The sequence below is a fragment of the Shewanella abyssi genome (genome assembly GCF_023284025.1).
Lineage (GTDB): Bacteria > Pseudomonadota > Gammaproteobacteria > Enterobacterales > Shewanellaceae > Shewanella > Shewanella abyssi.
Genome location: NZ_JAKIKR010000005.1, coordinates 29,471 through 51,889, shown reverse-complemented (window position 1 = coordinate 51,889; position 22,419 = coordinate 29,471). Strand labels below are relative to the sequence as shown.

Annotated in this window: 15 protein-coding genes; 12 read left to right on the top strand and 3 right to left on the bottom strand. The window is 46.0% G+C overall.

The annotated features are described in order from the left end of the window. The first annotated feature begins 185 nt into the window (after window positions 1-185). The 6 genes from L2755_RS03800 (at window position 186) to L2755_RS03775 (ending at window position 11,928) form a co-directional block, all read left to right on the top strand. Window positions 186-431, top strand: coding sequence for an OadG family protein (locus tag L2755_RS03800; protein ID WP_248979423.1), 246 nt, complete (start codon window positions 186-188; stop codon window positions 429-431). A gap of 17 nt (window positions 432-448) precedes the next feature. Then, window positions 449-2,248, top strand: a complete 1,800-nt coding sequence (gene oadA / locus L2755_RS03795; protein WP_248979422.1) for a sodium-extruding oxaloacetate decarboxylase subunit alpha — start codon at window positions 449-451, stop codon at window positions 2,246-2,248. A gap of 8 nt (window positions 2,249-2,256) precedes the next feature. Further along, entirely contained in the window at window positions 2,257-3,387 is a 1,131-nt protein-coding gene (locus L2755_RS03790; RefSeq protein WP_248979421.1) for a sodium ion-translocating decarboxylase subunit beta, read from the top strand. A 173-nt stretch (window positions 3,388-3,560) separates the two neighbouring features. Beyond that, the gene (locus L2755_RS03785) at window positions 3,561-5,273 is read left to right on the top strand and encodes a type I secretion system permease/ATPase (RefSeq protein WP_248979420.1); all 1,713 of its coding nucleotides are present in this window, start codon (window positions 3,561-3,563) and stop codon (window positions 5,271-5,273) included. A 10-nt stretch (window positions 5,274-5,283) separates the two neighbouring features. After that, window positions 5,284-6,597 (top strand): HlyD family type I secretion periplasmic adaptor subunit, encoded by a 1,314-nt coding sequence (locus L2755_RS03780; RefSeq protein ID WP_248979419.1) that lies wholly within the window; start codon window positions 5,284-5,286, stop codon window positions 6,595-6,597. 42 nt (window positions 6,598-6,639) lie between these two features. Then, window positions 6,640-11,928, top strand: a complete 5,289-nt coding sequence (locus L2755_RS03775; protein WP_283102714.1) for a hypothetical protein — start codon at window positions 6,640-6,642, stop codon at window positions 11,926-11,928. Between the two features lie 58 nt (window positions 11,929-11,986). Here L2755_RS03775 and L2755_RS03770 read toward each other — a convergent pair whose 3' ends face one another. Then, window positions 11,987-12,175 (bottom strand): hypothetical protein, encoded by a 189-nt coding sequence (locus L2755_RS03770; RefSeq protein WP_248979418.1) that lies wholly within the window; start codon window positions 12,173-12,175, stop codon window positions 11,987-11,989. A gap of 95 nt (window positions 12,176-12,270) precedes the next feature. After that, window positions 12,271-13,521, bottom strand: a complete 1,251-nt coding sequence (locus tag L2755_RS03765; protein ID WP_283102713.1) for a dicarboxylate/amino acid:cation symporter — start codon at window positions 13,519-13,521, stop codon at window positions 12,271-12,273. Between the two features lie 479 nt (window positions 13,522-14,000). Between L2755_RS03765 and L2755_RS03760 the strand changes: the two genes are divergently transcribed. The 5 genes from L2755_RS03760 (at window position 14,001) to L2755_RS03740 (ending at window position 20,055) form a co-directional block, all read left to right on the top strand. Next, window positions 14,001-16,838, top strand: a complete 2,838-nt coding sequence (locus L2755_RS03760) for a M16 family metallopeptidase (protein ID WP_248979417.1) — start codon at window positions 14,001-14,003, stop codon at window positions 16,836-16,838. A 177-nt stretch (window positions 16,839-17,015) separates the two neighbouring features. After that, complete coding sequence (gshA, locus tag L2755_RS03755; protein WP_248979416.1) at window positions 17,016-18,581, top strand: glutamate--cysteine ligase; 1,566 nt, start codon at window positions 17,016-17,018, stop codon at window positions 18,579-18,581. Between the two features lie 3 nt (window positions 18,582-18,584). Further along, window positions 18,585-19,013, top strand: a complete 429-nt coding sequence (locus L2755_RS03750; RefSeq protein ID WP_248979415.1) for a hypothetical protein — start codon at window positions 18,585-18,587, stop codon at window positions 19,011-19,013. Window positions 19,014-19,136: 123 nt separating this feature from the next. Then, window positions 19,137-19,754, top strand: a complete 618-nt coding sequence (locus L2755_RS03745; RefSeq protein WP_248979414.1) for a transglycosylase SLT domain-containing protein — start codon at window positions 19,137-19,139, stop codon at window positions 19,752-19,754. Between the two features lie 160 nt (window positions 19,755-19,914). Then, on the top strand, window positions 19,915-20,055 hold the full coding sequence (locus L2755_RS03740) for a hypothetical protein (protein WP_248979413.1): 141 nt from the start codon (window positions 19,915-19,917) through the stop codon (window positions 20,053-20,055). Here the strand turns inward: L2755_RS03740 and L2755_RS03735 are convergent. Then, window positions 20,052-21,266 carry a diguanylate cyclase domain-containing protein gene (locus L2755_RS03735; protein WP_248979485.1) on the bottom strand — a complete coding sequence of 405 codons (1,215 nt, stop codon included), beginning with the start codon at window positions 21,264-21,266 and terminating at the stop codon, window positions 20,052-20,054. The two genes, L2755_RS03740 and L2755_RS03735, sit on opposite strands and share 4 nt — an antisense overlap. A 448-nt stretch (window positions 21,267-21,714) precedes the next feature. On the opposite strand from L2755_RS03735, the gene purE reads away from it, so the two are divergent. Next, entirely contained in the window at window positions 21,715-22,221 is a 507-nt protein-coding gene (purE, locus tag L2755_RS03730; protein WP_248979412.1) for a 5-(carboxyamino)imidazole ribonucleotide mutase, read from the top strand. Window positions 22,222-22,419 lie beyond the last annotated feature (198 nt).

The following is a 22,419-nucleotide window of genomic DNA, read 5'->3' as shown; positions in this document are numbered from 1 at the left end:
CGCGTCCTTGAGCTATTCACTATTCGATCGTAGTCGCAAAAAATGCATAATTTGCGATCTGGCAGTGCATAAATATCCATTTTACGTTACTTTGGTTGCGCAGTTGTAAAGTGGGCAGCTAGAATGCGGGCAACTTGGTTGCAGCGATTTTTTCTAAGTAAATTTAGGGCTGGTGAGAGGAAGAGATGGAAACAATATCAGAGCAGTTAACCGATGCGCTAGGGATCATGATACTCGGCATGTCTTTGGTGTTTGTATTTTTAGGTATATTGATTTTGGCAATGAAGCTTGTTGCGAAAAAATATGCGCCTGTACCCCAAGAGAAAGCAGCCGATAAACCTCGCCAACCGGCAGTAAGTAAACCCGCAGTGAGCCCCTTAATGGCAGCCGTTATCGCCTCTGCAATTCATCAACACCGTCAAAAAGCATAATAAGTAGGGAGTTTACCATGAGCAAGCCACTGGCTTTAACCGATGTCGTCTTAAGAGATGCTCACCAATCCATTCTCGCTACTCGGTTACGTACCGAAGATATGTTACCCATCGCACCATTGCTCGATAAAGTTGGCTTTTGGTCGCTTGAATCATGGGGCGGTGCAACGTTTGATTCTTGCATTCGTTATCTTGGTGAAGATCCATGGGAACGTATTAGAGAGCTTAAAAAGGCCATGCCTAATACGCCGCAACAAATGCTGCTTAGGGGACAAAACCTTTTAGGCTACCGCCACTATGCTGATGATTTAGTTAACCGTTTTGTTGAACGTGCTCACACTAACGGTGTAGATGTATTCCGTATTTTCGATGCCATGAATGATGTGCGTAACCTTGAAACTGCCGTTAAGTCTGTCGTTGACGTTGGCGCTCATGCCCAAGGGACCATCTCTTACACCACTAGCCCAGTACATACCACGGCTACTTGGATTGACATGGCTAAGCGTCTTGAAGACATGGGCTGCCACTCCTTATGTATTAAAGATATGGCTGGATTACTAAAGCCATTCGATGCCTTTGACATGATTAGCCAAATCAAATCTCAAACGGATTTGACTGTTTCGCTGCATTGCCATGCAACAACAGGCCTGAGCACCGCCACATATCAAAAAGCGATTGAAGCGGGTATTGATGTCCTTGATACCGCCATTTCATCGATGAGTCAGACATACGGCCACAGCGCAACGGAAACGCTTGTGGCAATGGTCGAAGATACCGACAGAGCAACCGGTTATGACATGGCGTTATTGGAAGAGATAGCCGCTTACTTTAGAGTTGTACGCAAAAAATATGCGGCATTCGAAGGTGAGCTTAAGGGGATTGATCCGCGCATTCTTCGTGCCCAAGTCCCCGGTGGTATGCTGACCAACATGGAAAGCCAGCTTAAAGAGCAGGGTGCCGCTGACAAATTAGATCTAGTGTTAGAAGAGATCCCCCGTGTTCGCGAAGACTTGGGTTTCCTACCTTTAGTAACGCCAACCTCGCAAATTGTCGGTACTCAGTCGGTGATTAACGTGTTAACTGGTGAGCGTTATAAATCGCTCACCAAAGAGACTGAAGGCGTGCTAAAGGGCGAATATGGTACAACGCCAGCCCCGGTGAATCGCGAGTTGCAGCTACGGGTGTTAGCGGGAGCTGAGGCAATTACTTGTCGTCCTGCAGACCTGCTTGAAGCAGAGCTGGACCGATTACGTCTTGAGTTAGCTGAAAAGGCCAACGCTGAGGCAATCATCCTATCAACAGAGGTGGACGATGACGTATTAACTTACGCATTATTCCCACAAATCGGGTTGAAATTTCTTAAAAACCGCAATAACCCAGATGCATTTGAACCTAAGCCAGAAGTGGCTGCAAAAGCGCTTGAGCAAGCTAAAAAAGCGCAGGCTGCAGCGGCAAGTAAGCAAGGGCCGGAAACCTATACTGTCACAGTGCAAGGCCAGCGCTTTGTTGTTGAAGTGGCCGAAGGTGGTGACATCTGTGAGATTACGCCTGCCGAAAACGTGGTTCCTTTTGCTGTACCTGCCGCGGTTGATACCTCGGTCGTTAAGCTAGAGCAGAATGCACCACTCTCAGGTAATATTTTTAAAGTGCATGTTTCTGCGGGTGACACGGTAAAAGAGGGCGATGTGGTTATTATTTTGGAAGCGATGAAGATGGAAACCGAAGTCAGGGCCGAGGCTGATGGAGTGATCTCTCAGGTTTGGGTTAAAGAGGGCGATTCGGTATCAGTTGGTAGTCAGCTGTTAGCCTTAGCTTAGGAGTCGTCATGGAAGGATTAATTGCCTTTTGGTCTGAGTCCGGCATTGCCAATTTTACGCCAGGCCAAGTGTTAATGATGGGTATTGGTTGCCTATTACTGTTTCTCGCTATCGGAAAAGGCTTTGAGCCGTTATTACTATTACCCATAGGGTTTGGCGCTATTTTAGCCAATATTCCTAATGCTGGATTTACCGATGAAGGCGGTTTGCTCTACTTTGCCTATCATGTGGGTATTGAAACGGGGATTTTCCCACTGCTGATCTTTATGGGGGTGGGCGCATTAACTGATTTTGGAGCATTGATTGCTAACCCTAAAATGTTATTGCTTGGCGCGGCAGCGCAGTTTGGTATTTTTGCCACCTTGCTCGGGGCAATAGGCTTAAACCTGGTGCCAGGATTTGAATTTTCCATGCAAGACGCCGCCGCAATTGCGATTATTGGAGGGGCGGACGGGCCAACAGCTATCTTCTTGGCCTCCAAACTGGCGCCTGATCTGCTTGGTGCCATTGCGGTTGCTGCATACTCATATATGGCATTAGTGCCGCTTATTCAGCCACCGATTATGAGACTACTAACAACAGAATCTGAGCGTAAGATCAAGATGGAGCAGCTGCGTGAAGTGAGTAAGATGGAAAAAATAATCTTCCCACTTATGGTTCTAGGGTTAACGATTTTGTTTCTTCCAGCAGCAACACCATTAGTCGGCATGTTTTGTTTAGGTAACTTAATGCGCGAGTCGGGTGTAGTGGATAGATTATCTAACACTGCGCAAAATGAGCTGATTAATATCGTCACCATCTTCCTCGGACTTGCAGTGGGCTCTAAATTATCTGCCGATCAGTTTCTGCAAATTGAAACCTTAGGCATTTTGGTGCTCGGTGCGGTTGCTTTTGGTATTGGTACGGCGACGGGCGTGTTAATGGCTAAGCTAATGAGCAAGCTGTCAGGGGGTAAGATCAATCCACTGCTAGGGGCAGCGGGTGTATCAGCGGTGCCAATGGCGGCGCGAGTGGTTAATAAAGTAGGTCTTGAAGCTAACAATCAAAACTTCCTGTTGATGCATGCAATGGGGCCGAATGTGGCCGGCGTGTTAGGCAGTGCGGTTGCCGCAGGAGTGTTACTCGCCGTACTTGGCTAACGACAATTGTAAAATAATGAATAATTTTATTAATTAAATCAATCCCGTACTTTTTGAGTAGGGGATTTTTTTTGTCTTAAGCAAATTAAATTTTGCGGTTGGCTATACTAAGAATAACTTAATCAAGAATCACCTAAGCCCCTGCAGTATCTTTCGCAATGGAGTGCGAATATATGAATAATCACTTCAATAGTATTATTCGCTCACTACAAATGGAATTAAAGTATGTGGCGATATTTAGTCTCTTTGTCAATTTGTTGATGTTGGCATTACCCATTTATAGTTTGCAACTGTTTGGTCGTGTCATCGCAAGCTCCAGTTACCATACCCTGTTCAATCTTACCCTCATCGTTGTATTTCTCCTTATTGTTCAGGCCTCCTTGGACTTTGTACGCAATAAATTAATGCAGCAAAGTGGTCTCAAACTTGAAATGAAGCTGAGCTCACTCTTAGTGCATGAAGCGATTAAAGAATCAGCGCGGCAAGGGAGTATCAGCAAGCAAAGTTTGCTCGATGTTCGTGAAGTAAGAAGCGTACTGCTTACCCCTTCAACCACGGCAATATTTGATGCCCCATGGGTGATTATCTTTCTTATTGTGCTATTTGGTTTGCATCCACTACTGGGCATTACCGCAACATTGGGTGCTATTGTGCTGTCGTTATTAGCCTTCGGAGTTAAAGCCGCCGCTAAGCCGCCACAAGATGCGGCGACTAAAGCCGTTATTAAAAGCAGTATGCAGATCAACGATATTTTAAGGCATGCAAGCTCATTACAAGCGATGGGAATGGCGGGTGACGTCGCTAAACACTGGCAAAAAGGGCATCAACAGTTACTGGGTTTGCAGTGGAGTGTGGCAGACAAAGTTAGCGTGATGTTGGTACTGACTCGATTAACACGGACCCTGCTGCAGGTCGCCATTATTGGAATAGGTGTTGGGCTTGTTCTGACACAACAACTGGGTACTGGTGAGATTATTGCCGCATCGATTATTCTCGGCCGCGCAATGGCACCCATAGAGCAGGCCGTCGGCTGCTGGAAAAACTGGGAGTCTAGCTGGCAAGCATACCAACGCTTAAAAGTGGCGTTAAAGAGAGCGCCAGAGGAGAAAAAGACCTCTCTACCTGCACCCAAGGGGGAGTATTTGCTAGAGCGGGTAAGCTTTGCGATAGACCGTCATAACAAACCGGTATTGACCAACATTAATTTTAGATTACAAGCAGGGTTGTCATTGGCCATTATCGGGCCAAGTGGCTCAGGTAAATCGACCTTAGCCAAACTTCTAATGGGAATTATAGCGCCAACCAGCGGCATGGTAAAGCTTGATGGGGCATGTCTAAACCAGTGGAATGGTGACGAACTTGGTCGCTATATTGGTTTTGTATCGCAAGATGTAGAGCTACTTTCAGGCACCGTTGCGCAAAATATCTGTCGCTTCAGCGATGCGGAGCCTAAAGATATCGTTGCAGCCGCGCGTCTTGCCTGTGTACATGAACTCATTATCGCATTTCCTCAAGGTTATGAGACCCAGCTTGGAGAAGCCGCTAGCCAAATAAGTGGTGGGCAAAAGCAACGACTTGCCCTTGCTAGGGCTTTGTTTAGTAAACCTAAAGTGTTAATTCTTGATGAGCCCAACTCCAACCTTGATCCAGAAGGCGAAGTGGCGCTAGCGATAGTGCTGCAACACTGTAAGGAACAGGGGATCACCGTCATTATGATAAGTCACAGAGCCGGTTTTTTAAGGCAGATGGACTGGGTCGTTTGTTTGCGTGATGGTTATATTGAAAAGGCAGGACCGAAAGAAAAATTCATCTCAGATATACATGAAATAAGTGAGCGCACCGAAAATGCCGTGCAATCAATCGATAAACCTGCAGCAAACCAGTAAGGAAAAGATCATGGATGATGTTATTGAATTTAATACCCGCAAGGTGATTGTCTTTGGTTTATCGATTATCGCTATTGCGATGGGTGGTTTTGTTATTTGGGCCAGCTTAATCGAGATCGATGCCGCAGCAATTGCACCAGGCAAGCTTGTGGCGGAGTCCCAAGTCAAAAAAGTGCAGCACCTTCATGGCGGACAAGTGAAGCAAATTTTCACTTTTGAAGGTCAGCATGTAGAGAAAGGACAAACACTCATCGAGTTAAGTGATGTGCAAGTTGAAGCCGATTATCAACGAATACTATTAAAGACGGTACGAGCACAAGCTCAAATAGACAGGCTTACGCGATTACTCGCGGGTAAAGGGCTATCCAGTCAATTGGGCTTAGTTTTTTCAGCTCTGGTTTTAGAGCATCAGCAAAGGGATGAAGTTGCACAGATAATGATAATCCAACAGCTAATGTTTGAACGACAAACATCAGATTTTCGCATGTTCAATCAACAATATGGCTTCCAAAAAAATCAGCTAGAGCACAACCTCAAAGGCGTTAAGTTAAGGCTTAAAGCGACCCAGAAACAATTGAGTTTAGTACAAGAAGAGGTGCAGATGAATGCCCGTTTGTTAGATGACGGCTTTGTCTCTAAATCCCGTCACTTGGCTATTCAGCGCAGTGAGTCAGGAGTTGAAGGACTGTTAGCGCAGTTACGCGCAGAAGTTGATGTTACTACAGCAAGGCTGGGGGAGCTTAATCAAGGTCACGCAGCTGACAGTTCAAATCGACAACTGCATTGGGCACAACAGCTGCAAGAGCAGCGTCAGCTAAGAGATGAAGGCCGACATAGACTCTCTGCTCAAGCGGATAAGAAACAGCATGTCACCATCACTGCCCAGCACAGTGGCACGGTAGTCGCCATGACTATTCACTCTATTGGTGCTGTCATATCTCCGGGGCAAATATTGATGGAGTTGGTACCTGAAACGGATGAGATGATTGTAGAGGCCTATGTTCGACCTGAAGATATTGATGTCGTTCATCCTGGGCTATTAACTCAAGTACGACTCACCGCCTATGACAGCCGAGATGCAGCGCCTATGGCGGGTGAAATTATACATGTTTCAGCGGACCGTTTTTTTGCTTCTGCTGCAGGACAGCCAGAGGGTTATCTTGTCAAAGTTAAGCTCAACCCAGTTGATAGCAAGCAATCTAATATTAAGTTATACCCAGGTATGTCAGCCGATGTGTTTATCGTATTACAGCCAAGAACGTTATTGGAGTACTTGTTGTCGCCGTTAGGCAGCTCATTCGAGCTTGCCTTCAGAGAAAGTTAATTGGTTTTAAAACTACTACCTACTTAAAGAAGGAATTCTGTCATGGATGATACTAACCAAAATGATGTATTGGTCGGCACCGATTTTGATGATCATATTGAGGGACTCACAGGTGATGACATCATTGATGGTCGCGCTGGTGATGATTACTTAGTCGGTGGCGAGGGCAATGACAGTATTTCAGGTCAGGAGGGCAAGGACTTTATCCTTGGCGACCAAGGGCTAGAGGAGCATTCTGAAACTCCGGTTGTTGAGAATGCCGAAACGACAGCGTGGGGCGTCGAGCAAGATGTTTTCAGTGCGGGAGATACACTTCAACCTGTGACCGTCGATACGCCTACAAGCCAGATTATAGATATAGGGGGTTATGTGGGCAGTGGCGGCAATAATTTTACTCTAAATGTCTCCGTTGCAGATAACAGTCCCATTTTAGAAGATGGCGCGGAGCTTACCATCAACATTCTGCTCCCCGATGAAAATGGCAACATGGTGGTTGCCGCATCAGGAACTGCCACCCAACTTGCAGACGGCACCATACAGATAAATTTTGAACTGACCAGCGAACAGTTGGATGCCACAGGCACAATTGAACTGCAATTTGTTGCCTCAGGAATTGAAAGCGACACTGAAGTGAATATTGATTCGGTCGAGCTGGTGGCACTCAATACCTATGATGATGTGCTCGACGGTGGTGTTGGTGATGATCACCTGATGGGGCAGCAAGGCGAGGACCAGCTATTTGGTGGTGACGGCAACGATCAGCTTGATGGTGGCATTAACAATGATGAACTGCACGGTGAAGCCGGTGATGACCTGTTAATGGGCGGGCAAGGAGATGACTTACTCACTGGTGGTGAGGGGGAAGATACTCTTATGGGCGGCGATGACAGTGATACTCTCCAAGGCGGTGCTGGCAACGATACCTTAATGGGCGAGCTGGGTGATGACACACTTGATGGTGGAGAAGGTGATGATCTGCTCATTGGTGATGACGGCACTGACACACTGATTGGCGGTGGGGGACACGATTCACTGTTAGGCGGCAAAGGCGCTGATGAGTTAAGTGGCGGGGATGGCAATGACTCCCTTCAAGGTGACGAAGGCGATGACATTTTATCGGGAGGAGACGGTGCGGATACGCTGATAGCAGGGTCAGGAAATGACCAACTAGACGGTGGCACTGGCGCCGATGTATTGCTTGCTGGCAGTGGTGATGATCAACTCGTTGGTGGTGAAGGCGACGACAAGCTTTTTGGCGAAGAGGGCAGTGATACGTTAAGCGGCGGTACTGGTAATGATGAGCTCCATGCCGGTGACGGTGATGATGTACTGACTGGCGGTGAAGGTGATGATGTTCTGTTTGGTTATTCTGGCGCGAATATATTAGATGGTGGCAGTGGTAACGACACGATTTATGGCGGCAGTGATAGCGACACCATTATTGCGGCTGAGGGGGATGATCTAGTTTATGCCGAATCCGGTGATGACATTATCGATGGTGGTGAGGGCAATGATGCCCTGTTTGGGGGTGATGGTAACAATACCATCGATGGCGGTAGTGGTCACGACTCACTCTATGCCGGTGATGGTGACGACACGCTGACGGGCGGAAGTGGTGATGACAAGATCTATTCAGGCTCGGGTACCAATACCATTGATGCTGGTGACGGCAATGATTTTGTTTATGCCGGTGTTGGCGCAGACACCATTGATGGCGGCAGCGGTGATGACGTTATCTTCTCCGATGCAGGTGATGACACGGTTATTGCTGGGGCGGGTAATGATCAAATTTATGCGGGCGCAGGTGATGACAGCATAACCGGTGGCGAAGGCGATGACATCATCTATGCAGAAGATGGTGATGACCTTGTTACCGGTGGCACTGGCAATGACACCCTCTATGGTGGCGCAGGTGCGGACAGGTTAGCAGGCGGCGCGGGTAACGACACTCTCAGTGGCGGCGAAGGAGATGATGAGTTGTTGTCAGGCAGTGGTGATAACTTCCTTGATGGGGGTAGCGGCGATGACACTATTACCGCAGAAGAGGGTAATGACGTGCTTATTGGCGGTGCGGGCAGCGACACCATCATCGCAGGTGCCGGTGATGACATTGTTGATGGAGGAGTTGGAGATGACACCATCAACGCAGGAGATGGTCACGATACGGTATATGCACAAGATGGTAACGATACCATTGAAGGTGGATTAGGTAATGACTTGCTGCACGGGGGTCAAGGCATTGATCATCTAGACGGTGGTGAAGGCGACGATATCCTAATTGGCGGCGGCGGTGCAGATACGCTTATTGGTGATGTCGGTAATGACCTACTTGACGGCGGTGAAGGTGATGATGTCATTACTGGTGGTGAAGGCGACGATACCCTCATTGGCGGCGGCGGTGCAGATCAACTGTCAGGCGGAGTTGGCGCAGACATTCTGGTAGGTGATGCAGGCAATGACACCCTCTTAGGTGAAGCCGGAGATGACACTATTTATGCTGGTGCTGGTAGCGATGTCCTGATGGGCGGCGCTGGTAACGACAAACTATTTGGTGGTGATGGTGATGATGAGCTTGTCGGCGGTGAAGGTTACGATGAGCTGTATGGCGGTGCGGGCAATGATACTTTATACGCTGAAAATGAAGCCGGTTTGCTTGCCGGGGGTGAAGGCAATGACACCCTAATTGGTGGCACTGCCGATGATCAACTTTATGGTGATGGTGGTAACGACACTATTTTAGCGGCAGAAGGTGACGACCTGGTGTTTGCCGGCGCAGGTGATGACACCGTTGACACTGGCTCCGGTGATGACATGGTGTTTGCCGGAAGTGGAACTGACACCATTTCTACGGGTGATGGCGATGATAAAGTTTTTGGCGAAGACGGCGAAAATACAATTAGTACCGGTGATGGTAAAGACGAGATCTACGGTGGTGTTGGCGCCGATACCGTTTATGCGGGAGCCGGTGATGACGTCATTTATGGCGGCGATGGTCACGACATTTTACATGGTGAAGAGGGAGATGACTTCATTGATGGCGGCACTGGTAATGATATTGCATCAGGCGGCTTAGGCGCCGATGTCATGTTCGGTGGCGACGGCAACGATACCTTATCGGGTGATGAGGGAGAGGATCTGCTTTTTGGCGGTGAAGGCAACGATAATATAGCGGGCGGTGAAGGTAGCGATCAACTCTTCGGTGAAGGCGGCAATGATACCTTATCAGGTGGAGCTGGAGCTGACCTGCTCTTTGGTGGTGCAGGCGATGACACATTAGATGGTGGTGATAGCGATGACCAACTTTTTGCTGGTGATGGCGATGATAATGTCATCGGGGGGGTAGGCAGTGATTTTGTTGATGGCGGCAGCGGACATGATGCCATTGCGGGTGGTGAAGGTGATGATGTGCTCCTTGGTGGCGACGGTAACGATACTATTGAAGGTGGCGCAGGACAGGACAAGCTCTTTGCCGGAGCTGGAAACGACCACCTGTTAGGCGGTGAAGGCGCTGATGAACTGCATGGCGAATTAGGTGATAACACGCTAGACGGTGGCATGGGTGATGATGTTATCTATGGCGGTAGTGGTAATGACAGCTTAATCGGTGGCGAAGGCAATGATCATTTAGAGTCCACTCTTGGCAATAACACTGTCGAAGCTGGCGTCGGCGAAGATACCATTATTACCGGCAGTGGCAGTGATATCCTTTCTGGTGGTGACGGTAATGACAGTATTGATGCGGGTGCGGGTGATAACATTGTCAGTGGCGGTGCGGGTGATGACAGTATTGATGCTGGAGATGGCGATAACCAAATCAGTGGTGATGACGGTAATGACACTATAGTTGCAGGTGCTGGCAGCGATGCTATCTCTGGTGGCGCAGGCAGCGATACCATAAGCGCAGGTGATGGCGACAATACAGTGACTGGCGGCGATGGGGATGATTATATCATTGCAGGTTCCGGGCATGACAACCTATCGGGTGGTGACGGTAATGACAGGCTTGAGGCTGGTTCGGGTAATAATACTCTTTCTGGTGGCGAAGGAGATGACGTGCTCATCGCTGGTGGAGGAGATGATAATCTCAGTGGTGGTGACGGCTCCGATAACCTAAATGCAGGCAACGGTAATAACCAGCTTTCAGGCGGCGAGGGCAACGATAGGCTCACTTCTGGATCGGGGTCTGATTTACTCGAGGGCGGAGCTGGCAATGATTCGCTCAGCTCCGGCAGTGGTAACGACCAACTCTTTGGCGGTGACGGCAACGATACGTTAAGCGGTGGCTCTGGCGACGACATGCTCTATGGCGAAGCGGGTAACGATAAGCTCTTTGGCGGTGGCGGTAATGACCAACTGTTTGGCGGCGAGGGTGATGATAAGCTCGTTGGCAGTGGTGGTAGTGACCAACTCCATGGCGATGATGGTAATGATCAACTCAGTGGTGGTAGCGGTGACGATCTGCTCTTTGGCGATGTCGGTAATGATCAACTCAGTGGCGGTAGCGGTGACGATCAGCTCTTTGGCGATGTCGGTAATGATCAACTCAGTGGTGGTAGCGGTAACGATCAGCTCTTTGGCGATGTCGGTAATGATCAACTTAGTGGTGGTAGCGGTACCGATCTGCTCTTTGGCGGTGAGGGTGATGACAAGCTAGAGGGTGGTAGCGCAAATGATGAGCTGTATGGCGGCAGTGGTGACGACGTACTTGCTGGTGGTAGCGGTGACGATATTTTATTTGGTGATAGTGGCAGCGATACATTAGACGGCGGTAGTGGCTCAGATCAACTGTTTGGCGGTGCAGGTGATGATACGATTGTTTTTGATAAAGATGATTTTGCTAGTCATGCCGACGGCAGCATGAATAGCGATAGTTTTAGTTACGACGGTGGCGATGGGTTTGATGTACTGCAAGTCTCTAGTGTGAATGACGAAATTATTGATATGACAGGCGCTGGCATCCAAAACATGGAAGCCTTTATTGTCGAAGACGGCGTCAGTGATATTCAGTTACTGCTGTCACTGGATCAAATTTATCAGCAAAGTGATGGTGATGGCATTATCGGTAATGATAACGATGATCCCTTTGAGAATAACTTCTTGGTGGTCGGCAGTGAAAATATTGACCTTACAGGGGATGGCAATTGGACCCAATCAGATAACACTTTAAGTAGCCAAGATATGGACGTTGAGCTTCGTGATAAATATGAGGCTGAGGGCGTTGATATTGATGAACTACAAGGCTACATCTTCTCCAGTGATGAAGGCGATGTGGTGATCTGGAGTGATACTGATATTGGGGGTATTTCGTTAAATGATGAAGCGTTAGTCTGATACCACAGCGCCTGATTTTCGAATCAGGCGTATAAATGAACTTGTGTTGCTGGCAGATTTACCAACTACGAATATTTTGACCTGCGGTAAGCCAAAGCATAAAACCTAAAGCCAAAATGATGGTTAAACTAATGCCGATTATATAGATAAACCCTTTCTTCCCCTGCTTTAGCGGCACACCGTTGAAGTTAAGAAATAGTGCCCATGCGAGAGACAATAGCAGTGGAAAAATAAACAGCTTAGCCATACTTAACACCCTTGATATTAATCACTTAGCGATATGATTTTAAAGTATAAATGAAAAAGGCCGCAATTGCGGCCTTTTCATTAATGCAAATCTTACTAATTAGCAACGGCAGCGGTTTTAGCGCTGTCTTCAGCATAAAACTGCTGTTGATCCAGCTGGCCTTCAGATTTGCCAATAACAACGGCGGTCATCATATCACCGGTAACATTGGTCGCAGTACGGATCATATCGATGATACGGTCAATCGCGGCAATAAATGCAATACCTTCTAGTGGCAGGCCTACAACACCTAAAGTCACAGTCAGCATGACCATTGCACTGCCGGGTACTCCTGCGGTGCCAACGGATGCCACTGTTGCGGTAACGGCAATCAACATGTAATCAGTCATATCGAGGGGAATACCATAAATTTGCGCGATGAAAATAGCGGCAATTGCGGGGTATATTCCACCACAACCATCCATGTTCATCGTCGCACCTAAAGGCAGTACAAAAGAGCTATAGCGTTTTGATACACCCATTGACTCCGCGCTGCGGGTGCTCGCTGGCAAGGTGCCAAAACTCGATGCTGTCGTAAATGCAACAAGCTGTGCAGGCATCGCCTTGCGGAAAAATTGCAGTGGGCTAAGTTTTGCGGCAAATTTAACTAAACCGCCATAGACGAAGATAATGTGGATTAATGCGGCAAGGTAGATAGCACCAATGAACTTACCTAAAGGCAATAGCATTGATAAACCGTACTCGCCAACAACCCATGCCATTAGGCCAAAGACGCCAATAGGCGTTAGTTGTAAAACCATACGCGTCAGTTGGAACATCACTTCGGCGCCCGCTTCAATGGTTCTTTTTAACGGGGCTGCTTTTTCGCCTACCTTATTGATGGCGATGCCAATTAATGCTGCAAATACAATTATCTGCAGTACTTTACCTTCGGCCAATGAGGCAAATGGGTTAACAGGAACCATGTCTAGTAGTACCTGGGCAAAACCCGGCACATGACGCTCGTTAACTTCGGTGGCAACAAGTTCCATCGAGCCGCCCATATCAATCAGCGAGCCGACGGTTAAGCCGATAAGCGAAGCTATAGTGCCGGTAAACATAAACATGCCTAACGTCTTAAAACTCAATCGCTTCAAGTTTGCTTCTGAGCCTAAGGAGGTAATGCTCACAACGATGGCGCAGAAAATAAGCGGTGCGACCAGCATTTTAATGGCGCTGATAAAGAGGTCGCCTAAAGGTTTTAATACCGTCGCCGATTCACCAAAAATGACACCAACCGTGGCACCAAGTATAAAGGCGGCTAATACCTTCTGCCAAAAAGGGATGTTCTTAATTACTTGCCACATTATCAATATTCCAAATATATTATTGTTATTTCATTCGTAATAAGCGACAGGGTGTCACTTATTTTTTGCAGTAGTCTGCTCGGAAACTAACACTTCAATGCTGTGAAGGTTACCCAATCATCGACATTCTATAGATAGAGCGCCTTGCATCACAAACCGATTTAGTTATAACTTATTGTCATATGAAAGTTTGTTTTAATTATATTAACAGTTAACGTTTGAATAACATAGCCGTATTCGGCTAAGCAAAATCTAAAAAACATAATAGATTCAAAGTTAGAGCCAGTGTAGGTGCTCGGTTGTGACTAGATGTTGGCATTATTTTGTTAGTAAAAGTCGTTAATTGTTTTTACATGGTTGGTGTGTTTAACAGATTATGACTTACTGGTTGTTTCGAGCTGAGTAGGTAATACTAGTGCCAAGCATAGCTTACGGATTAGATGTAAAACTATATCGCATTCAGGCGAAGGAGATAACAATTGAAAAAATGGATGTTAGCCGCTGCAGTTAGTGCAGCGTTATTTGGATGTGCCGGTCAACAACAGGCTGAAACAACGTTACCCGCAGGAGTGACCTTACTCGAGTCGGTAAGTTTTTCAGGACAGGATGTTGGTATTCCCTATCGTAAATATCAATTAGCCAACGGCTTAACGGTTATCTTGCATGAAGACCACTCTGATCCGTTAGTCCATGTTGATGTGACTTATCATGTGGGTTCAGGGCGCGAACTCGTCGGGCGTTCAGGCTTTGCGCACTTGTTTGAGCACATGATGTTCCAAGGTTCGCAGCATGTTGCTGACGAACAACATTTCAAAATGGTCACTGAAGCTGGTGGTAACCTTAATGGTACAACCAATACCGATAGAACCAATTATTTTGAAACAGTCCCCAATAATCAGTTAGAAAAAATGCTGTGGTTAGAATCAGATCGCATGGGCTTTTTCCTACCTGCCTTAACAGCAGAAAAATTTGAAGTGCAACGTGAGACGGTTAAAAACGAGCGTGCACAACGTATCGATAACCGTCCTTATGGTCGAATGGGAGAGCGCTTCGATCAAGCATTTTATCCTAAAGATCACCCCTACTCATGGCCTGTTATCGGTTGGCCAGAAGACTTAGACCGTGCCAATGTTGAAGACGTGAAGCACTTTTTCCAGCGTTGGTATGGGCCAAATAACGCCACATTAACGATCGGCGGCGACTTTGACGAGATCCAGACGTTAGCTTGGGTTAACAAGTATTTTGGCGAAATTCCTACGGGCCCTGAAGTTAAAGCACCGCTAAAAGAGTTAGTGACTCTGGATGAGACTCGTTATCTGTCTATGGAAGACCGAGTGCATCTGCCCTTGATTAAAATGGCCATGCCAACGGTTTATGCTCGCCACGAAGATGAGCCAGCGTTGGATCTATTGTCTAATATCTTAGGCGGTGGCAAAACCTCCATCTTTTATAAAAACCTAGTTAAAGACGGCTATGCCGTTCAAGCGGGTGTGAGTCATCCATGCCAAGAGTTGGCTTGTCAGTTTTCAATGTACGCATTAGCAAATCCGGCCCAAGGCGGCACGCTCGCTGATCTAGAAAAGATCATGCGTGACTCGGTAACCGAGTTTGAGCAACGCGGTGTAACCGATGACGATCTAGAAAAAGTGAAAGTAAACTTTGAAGCTGGAACCATTTTTGGCTTGCAAAGCGTACAAGTCAAAGTCTCTAGCCTTGCATTTAACGAAACGTTTTCTGGCAACCCTAATATGATAGGGTCTGACTTAGCGCGTTATGCCAATGTCACCAAAGAAGATGTTATGCGAGTCTTTAATAAATACATTAAAGATAAGCCTATGGTGGTGATGAGTGTTGTACCTCAGGGGCAAAAACAGCTGATTGCTAAGGCCGATAACTTCGTCGCACCAACAGAAATAATAGCCGCCGTAGCTGTTCAAGAACTGCAGCTAAAACCGCAAATCAGCTCAGCGTTTGATCGCAATATAGTGCCACCAGTAGGTGCTGCGCCAGAATTGAAGGTTCCTACGCTATGGCAGGGTAAATTGGCTAATAGTATTGAAGTCATAGGGACTGAAACCAACGAGACACCTACCGTTGAAGTGGTTGTCTATCTCAATGGTGGTCATCGTGTACTTGATGTTGAGCAAGCTGGTCTAGCGTCTATAACAGCCTCAATGATGAATGAGTCAAGCCTCAAGCGTAGTTCAGAGGAGCTAACCCAGGCGTTAGAGATGCTTGGCAGTAGTATCAGCTTTGGTGCTAGTGGCTATCAAAGTCGATTGAAGGTTTCATCGTTAACAGAAAATTTCGATGCGACAATGAAAATTGTCCAAGAGAAACTGTTCGAACCTGCTTTCAAACAAACTGATTTCGACCGCGTCAAGCAGCAGGTGTTACAGAATTTGCAGCGACAGTTGACTGAGCCAAACTATTTGGCTTCGCGAGCGTTTGGTACATTGTTATATGGCGAACAAAGCCCGTTTGGTGTTAGTAGTGGTGGTTCAATCGCATCAGTAACCGCAATAACCTTAGATGATGTTAAAGCCTTCTATAAGCGTCAATATACCGCGGGTAATGCACAAATAGTGGCGGTCGGTAATCTAAACGAAGCGCAAATGCTGTCCAAACTTTCTGGGTTAAACCGTTGGACTGGGGCTAAAACAGCATTTCCTCAACTGGCAGCACTTCCTGAGTTTTCAGGGGGGAAAATCTACATTGTCGATAAGCCAGAAGCGGCACAGTCAGTCATAAAGATTGGTAAACGCGCACTGCCTTACGATGCAACGGGAACGTTTTTCAAATCATACTTGATGAACTACCCGTTGGGCGGCGCATTTAATAGCCGTATTAACCTCAATCTTCGCGAAGACAAGGGATATACGTACGGCGCCAGAAGCTTCTTCTCTGGAGGCCCTGAGCAGGGGTTCTATCAGGCAACAGCCAGCGTGCGTAGCGATGTGACAACTGCAGCGTTAGTGGAATTTATTAAAGAGATTAATGGATTCCAAGCGACGGGGATGACGGAGGATGAGCTTGCCTTTATGCAAAACTCTATCTCACAGTCTAAAGCACTAAAATACGAAACACCTTACCAAAAAGCGGGTTTGATGCGTAATATTCAACGTTATAATTTGGATGATAATTACAACGAGCAGCAAACTGAAATCACTAATAATGTCACACTGGATGAGTTGAATTCATTGGCTAAAAGCCAGTTGAAAATCGACGATATGTTAATCCTTGTTGTCGGTGACCGTGCCAAGATAGAGTCTGAATTATCAACACTTGGTTATCCAATTGAGGTTTTGCAGTTGTAAAGTAAGCGGGGAGACCCTATATAGGTGAGGTAGTCCCAGTGATGGGATCACCTCATCTATAATTGTCATGACAGTGACATAAAGGCTATTTTTGCTATGACTTGAAAGTTTAGTCAGCTAAAGCAGGTCTGACTGTCATGAGCTTTGGGTTAAAGTCACGTACTAGAGAATAATATATTGAAATCATTCAATGAATTAGTAGGGGACCTGTCGGATCCGACAAGTCGTCAAGCGCTAAGATCAATGCAGCGAGGCATTGAGCGTGAAGCGCTGAGAATTGAAAAAACAGGTCACTTAGCAATGGATAGTCACCCCGAAGCATTAGGCTCCGCCTTAATGCATTCGCGGATCACCACCGATTATAGTGAATCCCTGCTTGAGTTTATTACCCCTGTTTTTGAAAACATTGATGAATTGGTTGAAGATTTAACCTACACGCATGCCTATAGCGTGCGAAATTTAAACGGCCAACAATTGTGGCCGGTCAGTATGCCTTGTTATGTGGGTGATGTTGCCGACATCCCAATTGCCGAGTATGGCAGTTCAAATAATGGCAAAATGAAACGCTTATATCGTAAAGGATTAACCTATCGATATGGCGCACAAATGCAGATTATCTCCGGTGTGCACTTTAACTTTTCAGTGTCAGATGACCTTTGGTCGCGGCTTTACGAATTATCGGATAAAGCGCTAACTAAAGAATCGTTTATCTCAGAATCTTACTTTGGTCTTATTCGTAATTATCGACGCTTGGTATGGGTATTACCCTATCTATTTGGTGCTTCACCGGCATTATGCGGCTCGTTTATTAAAGATCAAAAGACGACGCTACCCTTTGAAAAAATGGGCAAGGGCACGCTTTACTTACCCTACGCCACGTCACTGCGGATGAGTGACTTAGGCTATACCAATCAAGAGCAAGACAATCTTGATATTAGCTATAACAGTCTATCTTCTTATCTTGATGGCATGAATGCTGCTATCAATATGCCATCGGCGAACTTTGCTACCATTGGCGTTAAAGTTGATGGCGAGTATCGGCAATTAAACGCCAATGTTCTGCAGATTGAAAATGAATTTTATTCCCCTATTCGTGCGAAACGCGTCGCTAAGGGAAATGAGAAACCTTCTGAATCATTAGCGCGGGCAGGGGTTGAATATATCGAAGTCAGAGCGCTTGATGTTAACCCTTACAGTGCGGTTGGTATCGAGAAGTCACAGATTCGTTTCTTAGATATGTTCCTGCTTAATTGTTTACTGCAGCCATCAAACAGCAGTGATTCAAGGGAAGAAGCCGAAATCGCGGCGAACTTACAAGCGGTCGTCCTTGAGGGACGTAAGCCTGGTTTGCAATTGAGCCAAAATGGCGCAGACATAGGCCTTTCACAGTGGCTTGATACGCTGTTTGAGAGTCTAGCTGCAATCGCTGAACTGCTTGATGAAGGTGATGATGGTGAATATCAACAGGCGTTGACACACTGGCATAAAGCGGTCGTTAATCCTGGAGAGACCTTGTCGGGCCGGATCATGAGTAAACTTAAAGAGGAGCAAGTGGATCACAGTCAATGGGTGAAGCAACTTGCACAGCAATATCTTCAAGAGCTTAAAGACTTCCCTATTAGTGACTCTGTGCTTGCACGCTATCAGCTAGAGGCTAAAACGTCCTTAGAAAAGCAGGCGACGAGTGAAGCTATCGACGAAGTGGACTTTGATCAGTTCCTTAGCGATTACTTCGAGCATTAATCTTTGAAACTCTTTAGCGCCTGTTCATTGCTGTTGTTATCTCTGCTATCAGGCTGCGCAACGCAGCTCGATAGCAGTCATCAATGCGGCACGGTCTCAAGCTTTTTAGCTCCAGAGCCAGAGCTTGGGTTCTATCGCGCCGTGGTTACCCATCTCGATGGAAAACCTGTTATTTCTCAACCCAATTATCGCCTTAGCATTGGCGTACACCGCTTTACGCTGGCAGAGTTGATAGACTCTCCTGACTTAAAAGTGTCGCTGGCATCTCGTACTCCAAAGGAGTTAGTCGTGCTGGTAGAGGCCAATACTCGTTACCACTTAGCCGCCAAGTTTAATGAGGGCAGAGTCTATAGAGGTAAAGATAGCGGTTTTTGGCAACCGGAAGTATGGCAACAAGAGCCCTTTGAATGTGAGTTTCCCGCACCGAGGTAGTGGTTAGAATAACCTATACCACTGATTGATTTACAACACCTTTTAAGCAAACCACAATTGCATATTGTGGCTATCAATGTGACACTAGTGCTTTGCTATTATTGTCCGTTGGTATCAATTTTTATGAAATGGCCTGCACTACTTGCGACTGTTATCTTGGCAACACTGTTAACGGGTTGCGCAACTCCTCCTCCAAAAGATCCCGAAAATCTATGTTCGATATTTCAAGAGAACCGTTCATGGTATAGCGCTGCTAAAAATACTAGAGAAAAGTGGGGCGTACCTGTTCATGTTCCGTTGGCAATGATGTATCAAGAAAGCTCTTTTAAGCATAACGCCGCGCCACCAATGCAGTATTTTTTAGGGTTTATTCCAACGGGTCGCGCCAGTGACGCCTATGGTTATGCCCAGGCTAAAACCATGACTTGGGATGATTATGTAAGAGAGACAGGTAACTCTTGGTCAAGCCGTAGTGATTTTGATGATGCTATGGATTTTATGGGGTGGTTTATTTACAAAACCCATAAAATTAACGGCGTATCTAAGTGGGACGCACGTAATCAATACCTAAATTATCATGAAGGCTGGGGTGGTTATAAACGTAAAACCTATAACCGAAAAGCCTGGTTAGTTAAAGTCGCTAAAAAAGTGGATGCTCGTTCGAAACGCTATGCTGGGCAGTACAGACAGTGTCAAGAGGATCTCGATTCGTCTTGGTTGTGGCGCTTGTTTTTTGGCTAGATTAATCAGTCCTGCATAAATTGATTCTTTTAAAATAGACCCGTAACCCTTGTATCGCTACTTCTTGGTACGGCAGTAACTCAAGTGGGTTGCTTTATATGTTGATCACAAACTGTTAATCGAGCGCCTAGCAAAACTTGGTCACTATTTAGCATTAGTGGTGAGTACTGAAGAGGCACCAAAGGAGCGGTTAATTGATCGAAATAAAGATGAACTAGCCCAGATCACCAATAGTGTGAGTGAATTTATCGAAGAGCTTAAGGATGTGCTTGATAAAATACTTAAACGGGTTTGTGTTTAATTAAATTTACCACGTTTATTACGATACATTGCTGCATCTACGGCTTTGAATGTTTCATTCCACTGGCCGTTATATTGCTCAATACCATAACTAAACGCGACTAAACCTTGTACAACGAGCGCCTTTTCAATCGTGCTTATCTCGTCGTTAATCCGCTCTAAAGGACCATGACAAAGGGCGATAAATTCATCGCCGCCGTAACGAGCGACTAACTGCTTATCGTGCCATTGTGCTTTTAGTAACGCGCTGAGCTTTTGTAATGCAGCATCACCAGCTTGATGTCCCTGTTGATCATTGATTGTTTTTAGATTGTCTAAATCAATCAATACCAGATAACTGCCTAAGTGTGGCTTTAAGCTCCACTCCTTAACAAGTGCTTCAAAACGCTGGCGATTATATAAACCGGTTAGGCTGTCAAAGTTTGCGAGTGTACTAATTTCATGTGTTTTTTGATAAAGGGATATCGCATTAGCTGCCTCATGGGTCAATATCGCGACAAGATTCCTATCATAATGGCTGAAGGCCTTTACCTTACCGCTGTCTAAATTGAGCATGGCGTAAAGCTTACCATCGATATGAATAGGGCTTGATAGCGTTGAACGTATCGCTGTTGATGGTGCCTGAAGCAATATCTCTTGGTCTGAAGAACTTAATGAACTGTTGGCATTTATGGCTTCCATGTCGTCAATCACCACCACGGTGTCACACTTACCTTTTGTTATCCGATATTCGAAAGATTGCTCCAAATTGATATTTAGCTGCTTGAGCTTGTTGATATCAATGCCCACAGCAGATTCAAATGATAAGCAGCCAGAATCAGGTTCAACCCGAATGATGCTGCCCATTTCGGCGCCATCAATACTACTGACGGCCTTATTGAGTAAGGCGTTGAGAAAAGCCGTTTCATCTCGATATTGGCTAGCAATATTAACCAACTCAAAGGTGGTCTCATTGACATGAACTACTCGCTGTAGGTGTTCCCAAAGCCGAGTGAGCCTGCCTTGATGGAAATAGTAATTTAGGCTGTAACCGAATAAATAAATAATGCCTATTAGGATAAGGTTTGCGACAGAGTTTGGATTAGTGGTAATACTAGAAAAAATCGCCCAGCAGATAAAAAGCAATAGTAAAGGCACGCCTAGTAGAACTAAATGTGTCTTAAAATCCAATGAGTCAATTTTCTTCTTTTTCAAACTATCTTTGATGGGCAACATGAATATCCTATCCTATTTGTTCAAACCATTTGTTTGCTGCATCCATAATCAAAATGTTTGTTAGTACCGTATAGGCCAAGTTTAACAAATTAGCTCGATTGAATAGTAGTAATATTTGCAGCGATTAAGGAAATATAAGCATAAAGCGTTTGATTGACTTATTTGCTGCGTAATAGGCTTGCCTCCTCTACAGATAGATACAACTCAAGCTTGCTTTATGAGCGGAAAATCAATAACCCTGTAGCATTAGCTAGCTGCTAATGCTCAATCAAAGGTGCTTTTACTGTGGTAATAATTTGTTATACAAATAAGTTATTTGCAGTCAAATCAAAGCTTAGGGATAATTGCTGTATTGGCTTTGGGGGAAGCCTGTTTACTCTTTGCGCTTATTTTCATTATAATGCGCGCAAATATAATAATGTACCGCCCTACTGAAGGACTTAAAATGAGCAAACCATTTGTTGCAGTATTAATGGGGTCTGATTCTGACCTGCCTACAATGCAATCTACCCTAGATGTACTAAAGACTTTCAACATTACCTTTGAAGCTAAAGTCACATCGGCCCACCGTACTCCTGCAGCTACTCACGCTTATGTGACTGACGCTGAAGCACGTGGTTGTAAAGTATTTATTTGTGCAGCAGGTCTTGCAGCACATTTGGCTGGCGCCGTTGCTGGTATCACCACTCGCCCAGTGATTGGCGTTCCAATTGATTGTGGCCCATTACAAGGCCATGACGCACTATTATCAACAGTAATGATGCCAGGTGGTGTTCCCGTTGCCACAGTAGCCATCGGCAGTGCTGGCGCAAAAAATGCGGGTTACCTCGCCGCGCAAATGTTAGCAGTAGCTGATGATGCAATGGCTGTCGCCGTTAAAGAAGAGCGTGCAAAGTCAGCTGAAGCTGTTCAAGCTAAAGATGCAGCGCTACAAGTAAAACTTGCCCAGTAACGTGATCTAAATATTAAAACCGCAGTCATAGTACTGCGGTTTTTTATGCCTGTTAAAGCCTATTTACATCTTAGTGCTATAGACAAATCCCCAACGCCGATGCAGACTTAATCTATAAGATTTTCGCTAAGGACCTTGGTGTGTTAGAGCCCACTCTCACAATTGAACAACCTATAGATGCAGACCCTGATCGAGCAC